This is a genomic window from Simplicispira metamorpha (genome assembly GCF_004341365.1).
GTDB classification, from domain to species: Bacteria; Pseudomonadota; Gammaproteobacteria; order Burkholderiales; family Burkholderiaceae_C; genus Simplicispira; species Simplicispira metamorpha.
Genome location: NZ_SLXH01000042.1, coordinates 1 through 19401, shown reverse-complemented (window position 1 = coordinate 19401; position 19401 = coordinate 1). Strand labels below are relative to the sequence as shown.

18 protein-coding genes are annotated in these 19401 nt (G+C 62.3%); 17 read left to right on the top strand and 1 reads right to left on the bottom strand.

The features are described from left to right. Positions 1 to 157: 157 nt before the first annotated feature. The 5 genes from EV674_RS16475 to rfbC all read left to right on the top strand — a co-directional run bounded on the left by EV674_RS16475 (position 158) and on the right by rfbC (position 5694). Positions 158 to 2143, top strand: a complete 1986-nt coding sequence (locus EV674_RS16475) for an SDR family oxidoreductase (protein ID WP_119012727.1) — start codon at positions 158 to 160, stop codon at positions 2141 to 2143. 77 nt (positions 2144 to 2220) lie between these two features. Continuing rightward, positions 2221 to 3291: a dTDP-glucose 4,6-dehydratase gene (rfbB, locus tag EV674_RS16470; RefSeq protein ID WP_119012726.1), complete on the top strand. Its 1071-nt coding sequence runs from the start codon at positions 2221 to 2223 to the stop codon at positions 3289 to 3291. Continuing rightward, positions 3288 to 4178, top strand: coding sequence for a dTDP-4-dehydrorhamnose reductase (gene rfbD / locus EV674_RS16465; protein WP_119012725.1), 891 nt, complete (start codon positions 3288 to 3290; stop codon positions 4176 to 4178). Before rfbB ends, rfbD begins: the two co-directional genes overlap by 4 nt. 75 nt (positions 4179 to 4253) lie before the next feature. Beyond that, the gene (rfbA, locus tag EV674_RS16460; protein ID WP_119012724.1) at positions 4254 to 5141 is read left to right on the top strand and encodes a glucose-1-phosphate thymidylyltransferase RfbA; all 888 of its coding nucleotides are present in this window, start codon (positions 4254 to 4256) and stop codon (positions 5139 to 5141) included. A gap of 7 nt (positions 5142 to 5148) precedes the next feature. Next, entirely contained in the window at positions 5149 to 5694 is a 546-nt protein-coding gene (gene rfbC / locus EV674_RS16455; RefSeq protein WP_119012737.1) for a dTDP-4-dehydrorhamnose 3,5-epimerase, read from the top strand. Positions 5695 to 5735: 41 nt separating this feature from the next. Here the strand turns inward: rfbC and EV674_RS16450 are convergent, their stop codons facing one another. Then, a complete protein-coding gene (locus EV674_RS16450) occupies positions 5736 to 7658 on the bottom strand; it encodes a hypothetical protein (RefSeq protein ID WP_119012723.1) in 1923 nt (640 codons plus the stop codon). A gap of 275 nt (positions 7659 to 7933) precedes the next feature. Between EV674_RS16450 and gspE the strand changes: the two genes are divergently transcribed. From gspE to EV674_RS16390, 12 genes are read left to right on the top strand one after another with little or no spacing between them, the layout of a single operon-like run. Continuing rightward, positions 7934 to 9664: a type II secretion system ATPase GspE gene (gspE, locus tag EV674_RS16445; protein WP_119012722.1), complete on the top strand. Its 1731-nt coding sequence runs from the start codon at positions 7934 to 7936 to the stop codon at positions 9662 to 9664. Beyond that, entirely contained in the window at positions 9657 to 10907 is a 1251-nt protein-coding gene (locus EV674_RS16440; protein WP_119012721.1) for a type II secretion system F family protein, read from the top strand. The genes gspE and EV674_RS16440 overlap by 8 nt, the downstream gene beginning before the upstream one ends. Before the next feature lie 28 nt (positions 10908 to 10935). Beyond that, positions 10936 to 11391, top strand: coding sequence for a type II secretion system major pseudopilin GspG (gspG, locus tag EV674_RS16435; protein WP_119012720.1), 456 nt, complete (start codon positions 10936 to 10938; stop codon positions 11389 to 11391). Between the two features lie 26 nt (positions 11392 to 11417). Then, entirely contained in the window at positions 11418 to 11867 is a 450-nt protein-coding gene (locus EV674_RS16430; RefSeq protein ID WP_119012719.1) for a type II secretion system protein, read from the top strand. Further along, a complete protein-coding gene (locus EV674_RS16425; RefSeq protein WP_119012718.1) occupies positions 11864 to 12280 on the top strand; it encodes a type IV pilus modification PilV family protein in 417 nt (138 codons plus the stop codon). Before EV674_RS16430 ends, EV674_RS16425 begins: the two co-directional genes overlap by 4 nt. Continuing rightward, entirely contained in the window at positions 12277 to 12939 is a 663-nt protein-coding gene (locus EV674_RS16420) for a prepilin-type N-terminal cleavage/methylation domain-containing protein (RefSeq protein ID WP_119012717.1), read from the top strand. The genes EV674_RS16425 and EV674_RS16420 overlap by 4 nt, the downstream gene beginning before the upstream one ends. After that, positions 12936 to 13796 carry a type II secretion system protein GspK gene (locus tag EV674_RS16415; RefSeq protein WP_119012716.1) on the top strand — a complete coding sequence of 287 codons (861 nt, stop codon included), beginning with the start codon at positions 12936 to 12938 and terminating at the stop codon, positions 13794 to 13796. Before EV674_RS16420 ends, EV674_RS16415 begins: the two co-directional genes overlap by 4 nt. 9 nt (positions 13797 to 13805) lie before the next feature. Continuing rightward, positions 13806 to 15116, top strand: a complete 1311-nt coding sequence (locus EV674_RS16410) for a PilN domain-containing protein (RefSeq protein WP_119012715.1) — start codon at positions 13806 to 13808, stop codon at positions 15114 to 15116. Further along, positions 15113 to 15661, top strand: coding sequence for a type II secretion system protein GspM (gene gspM / locus EV674_RS16405; RefSeq protein WP_119012714.1), 549 nt, complete (start codon positions 15113 to 15115; stop codon positions 15659 to 15661). Before EV674_RS16410 ends, gspM begins: the two co-directional genes overlap by 4 nt. Further along, on the top strand, positions 15658 to 16341 hold the full coding sequence (locus tag EV674_RS16400; RefSeq protein ID WP_119012713.1) for a type II secretion system protein N: 684 nt from the start codon (positions 15658 to 15660) through the stop codon (positions 16339 to 16341). The genes gspM and EV674_RS16400 overlap by 4 nt, the downstream gene beginning before the upstream one ends. Before the next feature lie 38 nt (positions 16342 to 16379). Then, positions 16380 to 18698: a type II secretion system secretin GspD gene (gspD, locus tag EV674_RS16395; RefSeq protein ID WP_119012712.1), complete on the top strand. Its 2319-nt coding sequence runs from the start codon at positions 16380 to 16382 to the stop codon at positions 18696 to 18698. Positions 18699 to 18757: 59 nt separating this feature from the next. After that, positions 18758 to 19201 (top strand): hypothetical protein, encoded by a 444-nt coding sequence (locus EV674_RS16390; protein WP_119012711.1) that lies wholly within the window; start codon positions 18758 to 18760, stop codon positions 19199 to 19201. Positions 19202 to 19401 lie beyond the last annotated feature (200 nt).

Below are 19401 nucleotides of genomic sequence, written 5' to 3'. Positions count from 1 at the left end.
CCGTGTGAAAGTAGGTCATCGTCAGGCACCAATAGCCTCCAAACCCCCCCGTAACCTCACAAACAGGTCACGGGGGGTTTCGGTTTTGGGGGGGGATGTATTTGAACATCCCTCTGCGACGTTGCAAAATACCCCTCTGTCTCATAGAGGAGTCTGTATGCAGTATTTCGTGACAGGAGCGACCGGGTTTATTGGCAAACGATTGGTCAAGAAGCTCCTAGAGCGCAAAGGGGCTGTGGTGCATTTCCTCATTCGCCAGGAAAGTGCTGAGAAGGTTCCTGCCCTGCGCCGCTACTGGAAAGCCAGTGCAGCGCGTACCGTTCCTGTGTATGGTGATATCACTGACGTAGGGTGTGGTGTGTCAGTCGCTGACATTGCCAAGCTCAAAGATCGCATAAACCATATCTACCACTTGGCGGCTGTCTATGATTTGACCGCTGATGAGAGCAGTCAGGTGCGTGTCAACGTGGAGGGAACCCGCCACGCAGTGCAGCTTGCCCAACTGGTTGGGGCCAGGCATTTTCACCAAATATCCTCTATTGCTGCCGCAGGTTTGTACGAAGGGGTGTTTCGGGAAGACATGTTCGATGAAGCGCAAAACCTGGAGCATCCTTACTTCCAGACCAAGCATGACAGCGAAAAGATTGTCCGCCGCGAATGCCCGTTACCCTGGAGTGTCTATCGACCCGCTATGGTGGTGGGTGACAGCACCACCGGAGAAATGGACAAGATCGATGGCCCCTACTATTTCTTCAAGCTGATTCAGCGCATGCGCCAATGGCTGCCGCCATGGATGCCCGCTGTAGGACTGGAGGGTGGCCGGGTCAACATCGTTCCGGTAGATTTTGTTGTCGATGCGCTCAGTGCGATCAGCCACCAGCCGGGTATTCATGGCAAATGTTTCCACCTGGTTGATCCTGTGGGCTACCGCGTGGGCGATGTCCTCGATATCTTCAGCCGCGCCGCCCATGCGCCGCGCATGAATCTGTTTATCAATGCCGCTCTGCTGGGATTCATCCCCCAAAGTGTGCAGAAAACCCTGCTGGCGTTGGCACCCGTTCGCCGTGTGCGTGATGCCATCCTGAAAGATCTCGGCTTGCCCGATGGCATGCTGATGTTCATTAATTACCCCACGCGCTTTGATTGCCGCGAAACCCTGGCCGCTTTGCAAGGTACAGGTGTGCAATGCCCCCAACTGAAAGATTACGCCTGGCGTTTATGGGACTACTGGGAGCGCCATCTCGACCCCGATTTGTTCATTGACCACACGCTCAAGGGCACAGTGGCGGGTAAGGTGGTTCTGATCACCGGGGGCAGTTCTGGGATTGGCCTGGCCAGCGCGCACAGGTTTGCCGAAGCCGGTGCCACCACCCTCATTTGCGGGCGTGACCAAGAAAAACTTGACCTGGCTTGCGCGCAGGCGCAGGCCAGGGGGTATGTTTTTGTGGCCTATGCCGTGGACATCGCTGATCCCGCAGATTGCACGCGCTTTGTGCAGCAGGTGCTGGCCGAGCACGGCAGTGTGGACTTTCTGATCAACAACGCGGGGCGTTCCATTCGCCGGGCGATTGAGTCCAGTTATGACCGTTTCCATGACTACGAGCGCACCATGCAGCTCAATTACTTTGGTGCTCTGCGCGTCACCACCGGGTTGCTGCCAGCCATGGTGGGCAAAGGCAAAGGCCATGTGGTCAATATCAGCTCCATTGGTGTGCTGACCAATGCGCCGCGTTTTTCAGCCTACGTTGCCAGCAAAGCTGCACTGGATGCCTGGACTTGCTGCGCTGCCAGCGAGTTTGCCGACCAGGGTGTCACGTTCACCACCATCAATATGCCGCTGGTGCGCACGCCCATGATTGCCCCTACCCCGATCTACAACAACGTGCCCACGCTGAGTCCGCAAGAGGCCGCGGACATGGTGGTGCAAGCCTGCATTTTCAAGCCAGCGCGCATTGCTACCCGCCTGGGCATCGTCGGTCAGGTGCTACATGCTTTGCTGCCGCGCGTGGCGCAGATCGGCATGAACACCAGCTTTCGGATGTTTTCCGAAACTGCCCCCGCCAAAGAGGCTAAAGAGGCCAAGCCCCCACTGTCTGCCGAGGCAGTGGCGTTGCAGCAAATGATGCGCGGCATCCATTTCTAACGGCCACTGAAGCCACCGAGGTGAGAATGGGATAATCCCGGGCTTTTGCCATCCGGCAGTTTTCAAAGCTTCATCCCATGATTTTTGTTACCGGCGGCGCTGGCTTCATCGGCGCCAATTTTGTGCTCGACTGGCTGGCGCATTCTGATGAACCCGTGGTCAACCTCGACAAGTTGACCTATGCCGGTAACCTGCAAAATCTGGCGACCCTGCAAGGCGATGCGCGCCATATTTTTGTGCAGGGCGACATTGCTGATACCGCCCTAGTCGAGCGCTTGTTGGTTGAGCATCAGCCGCGCGCCGTCATCAACTTTGCCGCCGAGTCCCACGTGGACCGCTCTATCCACGGCCCAGACGATTTCATCCAGACTAACGTGGTCGGAACTTTCAAGCTTTTAGAGGCTGTAAGGCACTACTGGCAAGCGCTTCCAGCTATCAAAAAAGAAGCATTTCGGTTGTTGCATGTCAGCACCGATGAGGTCTATGGCACGCTGGCCGCCGATGCACCTGCCTTCACCGAAGACCATGTGTACGAGCCCAACAGCCCGTATTCGGCCAGCAAAGCTGCCTCAGACCATCTGGTGCGCGCCTGGCACCACACCTACGGCCTGCCGGTGCTGACCACCAATTGCAGCAACAACTACGGCCCCTACCATTTTCCGGAAAAACTCATCCCGCTGATGATCGTCAATGCGCTGGCGGGCAAACCTTTGCCGGTGTATGGCGACGGTATGCAGATCCGCGACTGGCTCTACGTCAAAGACCATTGCAGCGCCATCCGCCGCGTGCTGGACGCAGGCCACCTGGGTCAGACCTACAACATCGGTGGCTGGAACGAGAAGCCGAACATCGACATCGTCCACACCGTCTGCCGCCTGTTGGATGAACTGCGCCCGCGTGCCGATGGCCAAAGCTACGCCGTGCAAATTACCCACGTCAAAGACCGCCCTGGCCATGACCGCCGCTACGCCATCGACGCGCGCAAGATCGAGCGTGAACTGGGCTGGCGTCCGGTAGAGACTTTTGACACCGGCATCCGCAAAACTGTGCAGTGGTACCTGGAAAACGCCGACTGGGTGGCCAACGTGCAAACCGGCGCTTACCGCGACTGGGTGCAAGCCCAATACGCCGAACAGGCCGGCGCATGAATATCCTGCTTTTGGGTAAAGGCGGCCAGGTCGGCTGGGAGTTGCAGCGCAGCCTGTCGGTGCTGGGCCACGTCACCGCGCTGGACCACGACAGCACCGGGCACTGCGGCGACTTTGCCAACCCCGCCGGTATTGCCGACACCGTGCGCGCCCTGCGGCCCGACATCATCGTCAACGCCGCCGCCCACACCGCCGTCGATAAGGCCGAGAGCGAGCCTGACTTGGCCCGGCTGCTCAACGCCACCACCCCCGGCGTGCTGGCTGAGGAGGCTGCGCGCTTGGGGGCCTGGCTCATCCACTACAGCACCGATTACGTCTTTGACGGCAGCGGCAGTCGCCCCTGGGTGGAAACCGATGTGCCCGCACCGCTCAGCGTGTATGGCCGTACCAAGCTGGAGGGCGAGCAACTGATCCAGCAATCGGGCGCCCAGCACCTGATTTTGCGCACCAGCTGGGTCTATGCCGCGCGCGGAGGCAACTTTGCCAAAACCATGCTGCGCCTGGCACAGGAACGTGAACGCCTCACTGTCATCGACGACCAGTGGGGTGCGCCCACCGGCGCCGACCTGCTCGCTGATGTGACAGCGCACGCCATCCGCCGCCTGCAGCAGCGCCCCCAGGATGCGGGTCTGTACCACCTGGTCGCTGGCGGCGAAACCAACTGGAATTTGTATGCAAAATACGTTCTAGATCAGGCCCGGAAAGCGCAATCAGCTATCAAAATAGTAGCTAAAGAAGTGGCGCCCGTACCCACCAGCGCTTTTCCCACGCCTGCGGTGCGCCCGCACAACTCGCGCCTGAACACCACCAAGCTGCAAACCACTTTTGGCCTGACCTTGCCGCACTGGCAGCAGGGCGTGGCGCGCATGCTGTACGAGATTTTGTAATCTTCCATAAAAAAGGTGCAAGCCCTTACTGGGTAAGCGCTTGCAGCTATCAATTTTGAATATTTTTGACCCACTATGACTGCACAACGCAAAGGCATCATCCTGGCTGGGGGCTCGGGCACCCGGCTGCACCCGGCCACGCTGGCCATCAGCAAGCAACTGCTGCCGGTGTACGACAAACCGATGATTTATTACCCCCTCAGCACGTTGATGCTGGCGGGCATCCGCGACATCCTCATCATCAGCACGCCGCAGGACACGCCGCGCTTTGAGCAGTTGCTGGGCGACGGCAGCCAGTGGGGGATTCGCCTGCAATACGCCGTGCAGCCCAGCCCCGATGGCCTGGCGCAGGCGTTCATCATTGGCGAGGAGTTTCTGGCAGGCAGCCCCAGTGCGCTGGTGCTGGGCGACAACATCTTCTATGGCCACGACTTCCAGGATTTGCTGGGCAGTGCCATGCAGCGCAGCGAAGGCGCCAGCGTCTTTGCCTACCATGTGCACGACCCTGAGCGCTACGGCGTGGCCGAATTCGATGCAGCGGGCAAAGTGCTGTCGCTGGAAGAAAAACCCCGCACACCCAAGTCCAGCTACGCCGTCACCGGGCTGTATTTTTATGACGCCCAAGTGGTCGAGCTGGCCAAAAACCTCCAGCCATCGGCGCGCGGCGAGCTGGAAATCACCGACCTGAACCGCCTGTACCTGGAACAAGGCCAGCTCAACGTTGAAATCATGGGCCGGGGCTACGCCTGGCTGGACACCGGCACGCATGAGAGCCTGCTCGAAGCCGGCCAGTTCATCGCCACCCTCGAAAACCGCCAGGGCCTGAAAATTGCCTGCCCCGAAGAAATCGCCTGGCGCCACCAGTGGATTGACGCTGCGCAACTGGAGCGCTTGGCGCAGCCGCTGCTGAAAAACGGTTACGGCCAGTACCTGGTGCGCGTTCTGCAAGAAAAGATTTATTGAGTTGCCCATGCAAGCTACCCGCCTCGCCATCCCGGACGTTGTGCTCATCGAACCCAAAGTGTTTGGCGATGCGCGCGGATTTTTTTACGAGAGCTTCAACCAGCGCGCTTTCAACGAAGCCACCGGCACCGATTACCAGTTTGTGCAGGACAACCACAGCCGCTCCAGCCAGGGCGTGTTGCGTGGCCTGCATTACCAAATCCAGCAAGCACAAGGCAAACTGGTGCGTGTGGTGCAGGGCGCTGTATTTGATGTGGCCGTGGACATCCGCAAAAGTTCGCCCACGTTTGGCCAATGGGTGGGCGCTGAACTGAGCGCCGACAACCACCGCCAGCTCTGGGTGCCACCGGGCTTTGCGCACGGCTTTGTGGTGCTCAGCGACACCGCCGAGTTTCTGTACAAAACCACCGATTACTACGCTCCCCAGCATGAGCGCTGCATTGCCTGGAACGATCCCGCGCTGGCGATTGACTGGCAGTTTGCGGGTGAGCCGCGCTTGTCGGCCAAGGATGCGCAAGGCTTGTCCCTGGCGCAGGCGGAAGTGTTTGCCTGACAGGGCCAGCGCGCTGCCCGCTTTTGCCGCGCACAGCATGTTCACTGCCTGGCCGTAGTCAACAGGCGTTGTGCGGACTGATAGAGCTGGGCTGAGCCAAACGGGGCGTTCTCGGGGCTGAGCGAGAACATGTTGGCATCTCGGGCCACCAGCTGGCCCTGCCAATGTGGTTCCAGAAAGAACGACAAGAACTGTGCTCCGCGTGCTGCATGCTGGTTCAGCGTGTGTTGCAGTGCCGGTGCATTCATGGCCTTGAGCGGGTGAAATTCCGTCACGCCGTAGCCTGGGTGCCCGGTGCTTGCGTACCACTGGGAGAAAGCGGTGCCGTAGGTGGCATCGCCATACAGGCTCACACCCAGCCGCATGCCGGGCAGGGCGCGCAGAGAGACCTGAATAGCAAACTTGTTTTCATCCCAGCTGGGGTTGGTAAACGGAATAATCTGGTGCGTGTAATGCGGTGTACCCGCCAGGCACGACTGTTTCACCACGCCCTGAAAAAACTGTAAATAGTCCACCACCTGCTGCCCCCGAAAGCTGTGCCACAGCGGTACCAGCGGGTTGTAGTAGTAGGACGATTGTTCGGCAGGCCAGTCGATGTGGGCTTGCAGGGCCGCATCTGGTGGTGCGCTGGCGGGCAGGGCTTGTTGTGCCAGCGGTGCAGGAGGACGTTGCCGGTCGTCCATGATGGCAATGCGGCGTGTGCCCAGAGCTTGCAGGCGCCCAGGGCGGGCTTCCAGAAATACGTCGATGCGGTGCAGCCCCACGGGCAGCCGCTTGAAATCCATGTCCAGCCGCCAACCGGTGTTGGCGTCACCCAGCTCCGGCTTGGCTTGCAGCACGTCCTGTCGGCCCTTGTTCACGGGCGTTTTGCCAATGAACGTGCCGTTGCGGTACACATGCACCCACGCCGGTGGCGCGCCCGCCGGGCGGGGGGCAAAGGCCCAGCCTGCAATGGGCAGGCTGCCGTGGGCGAACGAGTCGATGTGCTCGGTGTAGCGCTGCAGTGGCTCGGTGCGGATGTCGCGCGATGGCGGCTGCACCTCGGTAAACGTGGCGTAGTTGGCGCCCAGTCTGCGGTTCAGGCGATCAATGTGTTGGAATTCCTGGCGCAAAAACTGCTGAAATCCCGCCACCGATGCCGGGCTGTAATCCGTCACGCGGTAGCTGCCGCCAAAGCCCATGCCGCTTTCAAAGTCGGGAAACAGGTGGTGCAGCTCGCCCAGCAGGGTCACGCCACGGATTTTGGCGATGTCCTGGGCTGGCAGGCGGCACATCTCTGTGAGCAGCGCTTGCGTGGCCTGCACGCGGTAGGCGCTCAAGGGGGTGTCGGTGCGGGCTAGTGTCCAGTTATACAGAGGCGCGCCGTAGTACTGGCTGGTGGGCATAGGGCCGTCGCGGGTCTGCGCCAGGTTGGCGGGGTCGGTGGCCAGGGCTTTTTCCAGGGGGGCGTCGGTCGCAAAGTGCGTGGAGAACAGATACAGAATCAGCGGGCGCTGGGTATCGCGCACGGTGCGTGCCAGGCGCTGGATGCGTTCGGTGTCCAGCGCCCAGCCTTGCTCGGTGGCACGAAAGAGTTGCAGCAGCGGCACCGCCAGCGTGTATCCCAGCGGATAGGGCCCCTGCGCCCGCTCAGGCGGTTGCAGTGCCGACAGCGTAGATTCGACCAGCGCTGCCGCCGAGCCATTCGGGCCGGTGCAGGTCTCGGCCAGCGTGCGGGCGCCATCTTGTGTGCGGGCTGTCGCAGCGTTGCCCACGCCCGCGCTGGGGGTGGCAGTCGGGGTGGCAATGCAGGTATCGAAGGTGCCGAACATGGGCGCCAGCAGCATGGGCCCGGTGTGCTTTGGGGGTGTGCTGTGGTGCTTTGCCAGCAGTGCCAGTCCACCCGCGCCAGCGACCAGCGCTGCGCAAGCGGCCACAGCGGTGGCAATGGTGGTGGGCGTGTGGCGGGCGGAGCGCCGGGTCATGGCAAGGGGATGGTTCACGTAAATTACAGGTAAAAGTTGCTTCTATCCCTTGTGGGGTAAGCGCAAGTAGCTATTAAAAACATAGTAATTTTGGCGCTGGAATGGTCGGTGCGCTGTGCTGTCAGGGGGCTGATCGGGCCGTCACAGCGCAGTGGAGTGCGCGGCCCGCAGCATACCCACCTGGAGCGCTGGCGAGCACACCCCGGCTACACTCACTGCCATTGCCCGCAGGCCCTGGCCGCCGTGCGGTGCCGATCTGCATTGCCCCATCTTCCATGACAACCAACACACTTTCGCTCACCACCGCGCCGCTGGGCGACGCCAGCGCGCCGCGCCCGCGCATTGGCGATTTGCTGGTGCAGGCTGGCAAACTCAGCGCACGCGACCTGGAACGCGCACTGTCTGCACAGCAGGAAATGGGCAGCATGCTGGGGCGTGTGCTGGTGCGCCTGGGGCTGGTGTCCGATGCCGATGTGGCCCAGGCCCTGTCGGCACAGCTGGGCATTGCCCTGGTGCCCGCCGATGGTTTTCCCGACCTCATGCCCGAAGTGGAAGGCCTGCTGCCCGAGTTTCTGCACGCCAACGCCGTCTATCCGCTGCGCCTGCAAGATGGTCAGCTCGATGTGGCCATGGCCGTGCCGCAGGATGCGTTTGTGGTCAAAGCCCTGCACCTGGCCACCGGCTATGCCATCCGGCCGCATCTGGCGCTGGAGAGTGACATTGAAAAAGCCTTGGCTGAGCCAGTAGAGGAAGCCACCGAAGACAGCGATGACGGCTTTGGCGACGGCGCCGATGGCGGTGATTTTGTTGAGCACTTGAAAGATTTGGCCAGCGAGGCGCCCGTTATCCGCCTGGTCAACACCATCATTGGTCGGGTGATTGACCTGCGCGCCTCTGACATCCACCTTGAGCCCTTCGATGACGGCCTGCACGTGCGCTACCGCGTCGATGGTGTGATCCACCCCGGAGAATTGGTGCCACCGCGCCTGTCGGCAGCGGTCAATTCGCGCGTCAAGTTGCTGGCACACCTGGACATTGCCGAGCGGCGCCTGCCGCAGGACGGGCGCATCAAAACCCGCGTCAAGGGGCGGGAGCTGGATTTGCGCGTCTCTACCGTGCCCACGGTGCATGGTGAAAGTGTGGTCATGCGCGTGCTTGACCGGGCCAGCGTGCGCCTCGAGCTCGAAAAAATGGGTTTTGAAAAAGACACGTTGGCACGCTTCAATGCCCTGCTGGCGCGTCCGCACGGCATTTTGCTGGTGACCGGCCCCACGGGCTCGGGCAAGACCACCACGCTTTACGCTGCGCTGGCCAAGATTGACGCCACGGCGCAAAAAATCATCACCGTCGAAGACCCGGTGGAATACCAGCTCGAAGGCATCAACCAGATTCAGGTGCATGCGCAAATCAACCTGACCTTTGCCAACGCGCTGCGCTCCATCCTGCGCCAGGATCCGGACATCATCATGATCGGTGAAATGCGCGATGGCGAGACGGCGCAAATCGCCGTGCAGTCCGCGCTGACCGGGCACCTGGTGCTATCGACTTTGCACACCAACACCGCTGCGGGCGCCGTGATCCGCATGCAGGACATGGGCGTGGAGCGCTACCTGATCACTTCGGCGGTGAACGGCGTGCTGGCCCAGCGTTTGGTACGCACCCTGTGCGGCCACTGCAAAGAGGCCTATGAGCCCGGTGCCGCCGTGCGCCAGAGCACCGGCCTGTCGCGCTTTTGTCCCACAGATCAACTGGTGTACCGCGCCGTCGGCTGCGAGCACTGCCGCCAGTCGGGCTACCGGGGCCGCACTGGCATCCATGAGCTGCTGGTGCTGGACGAGCCCATGCGCCGCGCCATCATCGAGGGGCGCGACGCCAACACCCTCAACGCCATCGCGGCGCAGGGCGGCATGCTCAGCTTGCACGAAGATGGCCTGCGCAAAGTGGCCGCTGGCGTCACCACGCTGGACGAGCTGGCCCGCGTGACCCAGGACCAGTCCGATGCCTGAGTTTGTCTGGCGTGCCGCCACCGCTACAGGCAAGGTGGAAGAAGGCCGGCTCACGGCGGCCAGTGCGGGGGCGGTGCTCAAGCAGCTGCGTGAACAGGGCCTGACGCCGTTGGGCATTGACGACGCTGCCACGGCTGCGGCAAGTGCTGTGGCCAGTGCGGGGGCGGCGGGCACTTTTGCGCAGCCCAAGGTGCGCCAAGCCAAGGGGCCGGTGACGGCACCCGACGTATTGGCCATCACGTCGGAGCTGGCCATCATGCTGCGCGCCGGGCTGGCGCTGGACAACGCGTTGCGCGTGCTCATCGACATGAGCCACAAGCCCAGTGTGGCGGAGCTGATGCAGGGCATTCTGGATGCCGTCAAGGGCGGCACGCCCCTGAGCCGGGCGCTGGCGCAGCACCGGGAGCTGTTTGGCGACTTCTATATCAACATGGTGCGCTCGGGTGAGGCCAGCGGGCAGATGTCTGCCGTGCTCGATCGCCTGGTTGAACACATGGAGCGCCAGCGCACCCTGCGCGACAGTGTGATTTCGGCCACCATCTACCCGGCCATCCTGTTGGGAGTGGCTGTGCTCTCGCTCATCGCCATGCTGGGCTTTGTGGTGCCGCAGTTTGAAAAACTGTTCACCGACATGGGCGACGCGCTGCCCATGCCCACGCGCCTGGTAATGGGGCTGGGACAGGCGTTTACCAACTATGGTTTGTTCATCGGGGCTGCGCTCATCGGCGTGGGCATATTGCTGGCGCGCTGGTTCAAGTCACCTGCCGGGCGCCAGTGGTGGCAAACGTTGGTATTGCGCCTGCCGCTGATGGGGCCGTTGGCGCTCAAGTACCAGCTCACGCTGTTTTCTCGTTCTTTGGGTACGCTGCTGGGCAATGGCGTCCCCATGCTGACAGCGCTGCACATTGCCACTGAAACCGTGGGCAATACCGTGTTGCAGCAGGCGTTGGCGCGGGTCTCGCCCATCGTCAAGGAAGGTGGGCGGGTGGTGCAGGCGCTGTCTGCCACAGGCATTTTTGAGCCGCTGGCCATCAACCTCATCCGCGTGGGTGAAGAAACCGGTCGCATCGGCCCGATGATGCTGGAACTGGCGAATATATTGAACCGAGAAGTGGAAACCGGCATCAAACGCCTTCTGACGTTGGTGGAGCCCGTGCTCATTCTGGTGTTGGGCGTCTTGATTGCCGCCATCATTGTGTCCATCCTGCTCGGGATACTGTCCATCAATGACCTCGCCGTATAATTTTTGTTTGCCCAAGGAACCCTCTCCCATGGTGAGTTTTCGTGCCTGCCGCGCCTCTGGCGCATTGCCCCGTCGCCAGTCTGCACGGGGCTTTACGCTCATCGAATTGCTGGTGGTGCTGGCCATCTTGACGCTGCTTGCTGGGCTGGTGGGCCCGCGCGTACTGAACCAACTGGGTGGCGCCAAATCCAAAACTGCCAGCGTGCAGATTGCTGATCTGGACAAGTCGCTGGAGCTGTTCAAGCTGGACGTGGGCCGCTATCCCACCACAGAAGAGGGGCTGGAAGCACTCGTCAAACGTCCCGGTAGCGTGAACGGCTGGACCGGCCCTTACCTTAAAGGTGGCGTGCCATCAGACCCTTGGGGCAAGCCCTACAAGTACGCCAACCCCGGCCCCAACGGCGGTATCGAAATCCTCTCCCTCGGTGCGGATGGTGCTGCAGGCGGCGATGGCGAAAACGCCGATATACGCAACACCCCCTGATCTCCCCGGACTGCGGTATTGCCACCATGCGGCGTGCGCGCGGCTTTACGCTGGTCGAGCTGTTGGTGGTGTTTGCCATTTTTGCGCTGCTGATCGGTTTGGTACCGGTGGCTTTTGAACGCATGCGCGAATCCGCTCAGTACCGTGACGTGCTGCGCGGCATGCTGGCCGACATGCGCTCGGCCCGCCAGCGGGCGCTGGCTGGGCGCACCGACATCGCCTTCACCGTCAACCTCGATCAACGCCGTTACCACACTGACGGCCAGCCCGTGCGCGATATTCCCGAACCGCTACAAGTGCGCGCCACGGTGGCGGGTAGCGAACTGAGCAGCCAGGGTGCAGCTTCCATCCGTTTTTTGCCCGATGGCGGTGCCACTGGCGGCAGTGTGGAAATTCTGCGGCCCTCCGGCGCCGGTACCCGCCTGCGGGTGGATTGGCTGTCTGGCCATGTGACCCAGGAAGCGCTGCTGCCATGAGGATTGGCCACCCGTTTGGGTACCAGCGTGGCCTGTCACTGCTGGAGCTGCTGGTGGCCTTTGCCATCATGGCGATTGCTTTGGGCATGCTGTACAAAGCCACGGGGAGCAGCGCCCGCCAGGTCGGAGAAACCCAGAGTTACCAGCGTGCGGTGCTGCTGGCTGAGTCTTTGCTGGCCGCTCGCGATGCCGTACCCGCTGAGGGTTGGAGCGAGTCTGGCCAATCGGCAGGTTTTACCTGGACGGTGCGCAGCCAGCCTTATGCCACACCTGTCAGCCAGAGCAACCCAGGCGCGCCTTTGCTGCACGCCTTGCACATGGTGGTGGGCTGGAGCGAAGGTGCGTTGGAGCGCCGCGTCGAACTGCACACCCTGCGCCCTCAGCGTGCGCCGGTGGCTGGGGGTACGCCATGAGCGCGCCTCCATCCACCCACCAGACCGGCTTTACCCTGGTGGAGCTGTTGGTCACTATGGCGCTGCTGTCCATGTTGATGCTGGGGATGGCATCTGCCTTGCGTACCATGGCGCAGACGGAAGAACGCGTGGATGCCCGCCTGGCCCGTGCCGACGAGTTGCGCGTGGCCACTGGTTTTTTGCACACCGTGCTGGGCCGCGTGTCGGCCAGAAGAATCGCTGTAGTGCCCAAGGAAGGCGCCAGCCCGTACTTGTTTGCGGGCGCTGCCGATGCCGTGGCCTGGGTTGGAATCATGCCAGCCCGCCAAGGCGCCGGGGGGCGCACGTTTTTCCGGTTGGCGCTGGAGCCACTACAGGACGGACCCGCGCTGGTGATTCGCTTCATGCCGTGGACGGACAGGGCCGACTTTCCCGACTGGAGCCAGGCCGATAGCCGGATTTTGGTCAGAGACGCAGTGTCTTTGGCGCTGTCTTACGAAGACGCGCGCCAGAGTGCACCCGCTTGGGTGCCCGTCTGGACGCGTACCGACAGCTTGCCCGAGCGCGTGCGCATTGATCTGCAAACCAGCGCCGGGCCCTGGCCCCTGTGGGTACTGCCCATGCGCAGCCTGCCCGCCAGTGAGCGCGGCAGTGGTCGTTTTTCTGCGGGGCCGGAATGAAGTGGCCGTGTTTTGTCGGATCCGGCCCGCAGCGCGGCATTGCACTGATTGCGGTGCTGTGGATTGTGTCGGCCCTGTCGGTCATCGTTACTGGCGTAGTGCATTCGGTGCGCAGCGAAGTGCGCCTGGTTAGTGTGGCGCGCCAAAGCACCGAGGCGGCCGCTCTGGGCGAGGCCGCCATCATGCTGGTGTTGCAAGACATGGCAGCGAGCGGTAACCGCCCAGCACACCTCACCAAGGTGGAAGTGAGTTACCAGGGCCAGCCTATGGTCGTCGAAGTCATGCCCATGACCGGGCTGATCGACATCAACCGCGCCCCTGTGGCCTTGTTGGCCAGCCTCTACGGCGTGGCCGGTGGCATAGATGCCAAGAGCGCCCAGACGCTGGCCGAAGCCACTGTGCAGGTGCGCAGTGAGCGCGACGCGCGTGGCCGGGAGGTGGGTTTTGAGGCCGAGCAAGACCTGCTGCGCGTGCCAGGGGTTGGGTATGACCTCTATGCTAGACTTTCGCGCCTTGTCACTGCGCAGGCCCAAGGCAGTGGCCGGGTTAATCCCCAAGCGGCCCCAGAAGGGGTTCTGCGCGTTCTGGCTGGGGGCGATGCTGTACGCGCCACCGCCCTGGCAGCAGCACGCGATAAAAACCCCGCCGATCTCGATAGCACCGTCCTCAACGGCGAATTTCTGGACAACGCATCTTCCCCGCGATACCGCTTGCAAGCCCGCGTGGCGCTGGCGGACAACGGCCAGGTGGTGGTGGAGCACAGCGTTGATCTGCGGCCCGATTTCCGCCTGGGTTTGCCTTGGCGTATTTTTCATGCAGAACACTGGATGCAAGCCCCGCCCGCCAAGGGTGTCTGAACCTAGAACATGTCTCCAACAACACCTTCTTCGCGCTTTTTTGGGCTGGACTTGCGCGCACTGTGGCTTGAGCTGCGCCGTCCCTGGCAAGACATGCACCAGTGGCCCGCGCTGGCTTGGCTGACCCCCGATGCCCCTGTGCGTGTGCTGCACGCCGACGGCAGCGACGCGGTGTGGCTGGGACAGCGCCCAGCTCCGGCAGGCAAGGCCCCCGCTGCGCGTTTTGAAGCCATTGAACTGCCCGACGACAAGCTGCTGCGTCGGCGCATGGCGGTTCCCGTGATGGCCACCGCGCAAGTGGCACAGGCCGTGGCGCTGGATGTGCAAAGCGCCAGCCCGTTTGCACCGGCAGATCTCGTTTGGGGTTACAGCGCCCAGTCTTTGGTGCAGGGTGGGTTGCAGGTGGATGCGGTGTTTGCCTCGCGCAAGCAAATTGCGCAATGGATAGAGACACAACAACACCGCCTCAGTGCTGCTGCCAGCGATACCGCGCCGGAAGTCTGGGCCTTTGCCCCCACGGGCCAGCCCATCGTGCTGTCGGGTTGGGGCGAGGCGCACCGTGCGCACTACGGCGCCCAGCGCCGCCGCATGGATTACGCTTTGCTGCTCAGCGCTGGCGCCATCGTGGCCGCGTTGGCGATTACACCCACGGCACAGTTGCGTTTGCGTGCCATTGAAGCCGTTAACGCCTACACCGAAGCCCATCACCGCACTGCGCCCCTGATGGCACAGCGTGAAGTGCTGGTGCGCAGCATTGAGCGCATGGAAGGCGTGCGCGCCCTGTTGCTGGAGCGCGCCGACACCATCGCCCTGCTGGAGCTACTGACCCAAACCCTGCCCGACGATACCTCGCTGCAATCGATCCAGGTGCAGGGTATGAAAGTCACTATCAACGGGCTGACCACCAATGCGGCGGCGCTCATGCAGTTGCTGGGCACCACGGCGGGCCTCAAAGAGGTGCGCGCCCCGTCGGCCGCTACGCGCAGCCCTGGCGCCACAGCGGAGAGTTTTTTGATTGAGTTTCAGCTGGATCCTGCTGTGCTGTCTGCTGCGGGCCCTGTGCCGGTGCCGCAGGCTACCGCACCCGAGTCAGGCAGTGGGTCAGCTCCTGAAGTGCCCCCCGCTGCCGAGCCACCCGTGCCTGAACCCGGTGCATCTGTGCCTGCCGCAACACCAGCGTCTGTACCGGCCACACCTGGCCCGGCTGCGTCCCCGGCCAAACTGTCCCCGGCAGCAACCACAGGCACTGGTGCTCCAGCACGAAAAAGCCCGTTCTCGTCTGGCCCTGAGCCCGTCACCCCTGCCAAGGCAGCGCCATGAAACAGTACCTCCGTCGAGAAACCGCTGCACTGGCCATTACCTTGGCCGCACTGGCACTGCCCCTGGCGGGCGTCACCGTTTATGTGTACCAAAAGCACCAGTGGGCGCAAAACCGCCTCAGCGAGCTGGAGCCGCGTTACGCCCGTCTGCTGGGCATGGAGGCGGGCAGCGAGCGCTTGGCGCAGGCCCGTGAGCGCGCCCAGGCCCAACTGGCCCAGTACATCTACCCGCAAGACCAGGACGCCAACCAGACTGGCAATGACGTACAGCAGCGCGTGCGCAGTATTTTGACCAGCGCTGGTCTTTCGATTGCCAGCAGCCAGGTGCTGCCGCCGAAAGAAGAAAAAGGCTTTGAGCGCATTCCCCTGTCGGTGCGTGCCGAGGGTGAAATGCTGGCGCTGCAAACTGCCCTGGCCGGACTGGCCGAGCAAAAGCCAGCCATCCTGATCGACACCATGGTGGTGCAAGGCTACGGAGCGCCCGTCAAAGGCGTGCAGACCCTGGCGGTGCAGTTTGGCTTTTCGGTGCTGAGGGTGCAGCCATGAAGCGCAATGCACTTACTTTGCTGGTGGCGCTCAACGTAGTGCTGGTGTTGGTGCTGGCTGCACTATGGTTGCATCGCGATGGCAGCGTGCGCAACGTGCGCTGGCAGGCACCAAAGCCCATCACCAGCGATTACCTACAGATGCTGCCCGTATTGCCCGAGCGCACCCGGGTAGACACTGCACGCTTTATGTCCTGGTTGGAGCGTCCGCTGTTTTCGGTCACGCGGCGTCCGCCGCCGCCACCGCCGCCACCTTCTCCTTCCACACCACCGGCACCTGTCGATACCCTGGCCGATGCCAAACTGCTAGGTGTGGCGGAGAACGGACAAACGGGGGCTGTCATTTTGCACATCGGTGGCAAGAGCCGCCGCGTTCGACTCAATGAGATGGTGGACGGTGGCTGGGTGCTGCGCACCGTGCAGGCACGCAGCGCCACCTTTGACAATGCGGGCCAGACCCGCACCTTGCAATTGGTGCGCGCCGCTGTCAGTAACTATACCGGGGCAGTGATACCGGTGTCCGCACCGCCTGTGCGGCCACCGCCACCGGCAGTGCCTGTGGCCTTGTCACAAGCGGCAGCGGCGGCCAATGCGGCTGCCCAATCAGTACCACCTGCGCCATCTGTATCACCTGCGCCGCAGACATCCACCACACGCCGCCCGATCTTTGGGGGGCCCTGAGCCTGCCATTGGCCCCTTCTGCCTATCCATTTGTTGCCATGACCTTCTACCGATACGCACTTTCTGCCGTGGCTCTGGCCGCTTCCCAACTGGTGGCTGCGCAAACTTCTGCACAACCGTCGCTGGTGACATCAACCACTACGGTAGCGCCGCTGGGCACCGTCAAGGCCGGCGCTGCCGAACCCGACAACACTACCGAGCCGCGCTTGATCCGGGGCAATGACCGGGTTATCGCTCCTGCCAAAGTGCCTACCGCGTTCGATGGCCCTCCCGTTACTTTCAATTTTGAAGAAGCGCCCGTAGCCGAAGTGGTACGCACGATTTTGGGGGATATCCTCAAGGCCGATTACGTGCTGCACCCCCCGTTGGCAGGCACTATTACGCTGGCCACGCGCGCTGCCGTGGCCCCTGACCAAGCCGCATTTCTGCTGGAAAGTGCGCTACAGGCCAACGGTCTGGCGTTGCTGCGCGATGCACGTGGCAGCTACCACGTCGGGCGCCCTGACACCCTCAAAGGCATAGGTTCTGGTGTGCGCCAAACCGGCAGTGGCCCGCTTCCGCCTGGTTATGGCGCCATCGTTGTGCCGCTGCAATACATCGGTGCCGGTGAGATGGCCACTATCTTGCGCCCCCTCATGCCTGCTGAAGCGCTGGTGCGCGTCGATACCGTGCGCAACCTGTTGGTGCTGACCGGCACGCGCACCCAGGCCGAAGGTTGGCTGGATCTTGTCAACACCTTTGACGTTGATTTACTCAAAGGCATGTCGGTGGGGGTGTTTCCGCTCAAATATGCATCCATCAAAGAGGTGGAGGCGGCCATGCAACTCATGAGCGCGGGTGCCGGTGGCACTACACCGACACAGGCCACCCCGGCGGGAGCCACTGGGCGTGCGGGTGCCACCGCAGGCGCCAGCGCTGGTGCCAGTGCCTTGGGCGAAGCCAACCCGCTTTTTGGTGCCTTGCGCATCATGCCCATAGAGCGGCTCAACAGCATTTTGGTCGTCACCCCCAGGGCCGCTTACCTGGACGAAGCGCGCCGTTGGATTGAGCGCCTGGATCAGCCCAGCGACAACAGCGCTGAGCCCCAACTCTTCATTTACCAGGTGCAGAACGTCAATGCCCGCCACCTTGCCACTGTGCTGGGCGGCATTTTTGGCGATGGCCGCCAGACCAGTGCCGTGGCCAACTCCGGTGTGGCTCCGGGTTTGACCAGCGCCACTGGCTCCAGTTTGGGCCAGCCCGGAAGCGCCTTTAGCTCCAGCACTGCCTTCCCCAGCAGTGGCGGGTTGGGCATGCGCGCGGGTGGTGCAGGGACTGCCAGCGCTGGGGGTACACGCGCCGGACAGGCTGGCACTGCACAACAGGCACCGGCCACTGCAGTACTGGGCAACGTGCGCGTGATGGCCGACGAGCTCAATAACGCCGTGCTAGTGTGGGGTACCAAATCCGAATTTTCCAAGATCGAATCCACCCTCAAGCGGTTGGATCTGCCACCGACACAGGTCTTGATCGAGGCCAGCATCGTCGAAGTGACCCTGACTGACGATTTGCAATATGGGTTGCAGTGGGCTTTCAGCGACAGCCGTTCCACCACCGGCTACACCGGCTCGGGCCTGTTGTCGAACAACACCAAAATCGAAGACAGCGGCTCTCTGGTGAAGCCGACCAACGGTTTTTCTTACACGCTGAAGAATCCGCTGGGCAATGTGCGCGCTGTTCTGACCGCGCTATCGGCCAAAACCACGCTGAAAATGATTGCCAGCCCATCGCTGATGGTGCTGGACAACCACACGGCATCCATCATCGTGGGCAATCAAACGCCTATCCAGGCGGGTACTTTGACCAACAGCGATACCTTGGTCACTTCAACCAACATCCAGTACAAAGACACGGGTGTGAACCTCATGGTCACGCCCTCGGTCAATGCGGGCAACATCGTCACCTTGCAAGTCGATCAGTCGGTGACCGATGTGGGTGGCCAGGATGAAATCACCAAGCAGCGCTTCTTCCTGCAGCGCCAGTTGTCCAGCAAAGTGGCGGTGCGCTCGGGTGAGTCGATCGTGATGGGGGGGTTGATCCAGGAAACCGGTAATGGCAGCAAGTCTGGTGTGCCGGTGCTGCACGAGGTGCCGCTGTTCGGTAACCTGTTTGGCGCCACCCGGAACGACTCCAAGCGAACCGAACTGCTGGTGGTGATCACGCCCCGGGTGGTGCGCTCGGATGTGGAGATTACTGAAGTGGGCGCCGACCTGCGCGACCGCATGCGTGCTTTGCAGCGCCTGCCGCTGCAAGTCGGACCACAAAAACCGCCTGTTCAGGAGCCGCCAGCACCGCTGCAGTTCCTCCCTTCCAACTAACCAACTCCAACGTATTACAAAGGACGCAAGCACTTATGCCTAATACCTTCCGTACTCCCATGTCCTGCCGTGGCCTGCTGGTTGCCACTGCCCTGGCCGCCAGCCTGCTGGCAGGTTGCGCTGTGCCGGGTGCTGTTAGCAGTAGCGCCCCCGCCGCTGCCGTGCTCACACCTGCCAAGGCCGAAGACGCCGTGCGTGTGCGCGCCCAGCAGCGCTGGGACTGGCTGGTGACCGGTAAGTACGAGGATGCCTATGGCTATACCACACCCGCTTTTCGGGGGCTGAACACGGCGCAGAGCTACCGCAGTCGCTTTGGCACCGGTGCCAGCTGGATGGGCGCGCGCGTGCAAAGCGTGGAGTGCACTACGCCCGAGCGCTGCACCGTGCAGGTGGCCGTTGATACGCGCGTGGTGGCGCGCGGCTTCCGGGAGCCCATCACCACCAGTGTGGTCGAAACTTGGCTGCTGGAAGAAGGCCAGTGGTGGTACCACCAAACGCCTTGAGCCGGGGCTGTCGGGCCACGCCCTGCGGGGGGGCGACCTGCTCAAGCAACGGCCCCTGTCGGTCGGATCAGCGCAGCGTAACCCGGAGTTTTTCAGCCAAAAAGTGGGATTGCTAAATAGGTATCTCAATAGCCTGATTCCACAGGCGTTCGCTGACAAGCGCGCCCGTCTGGGGCTGTAGTTGGGCCCCAAACTTGCGC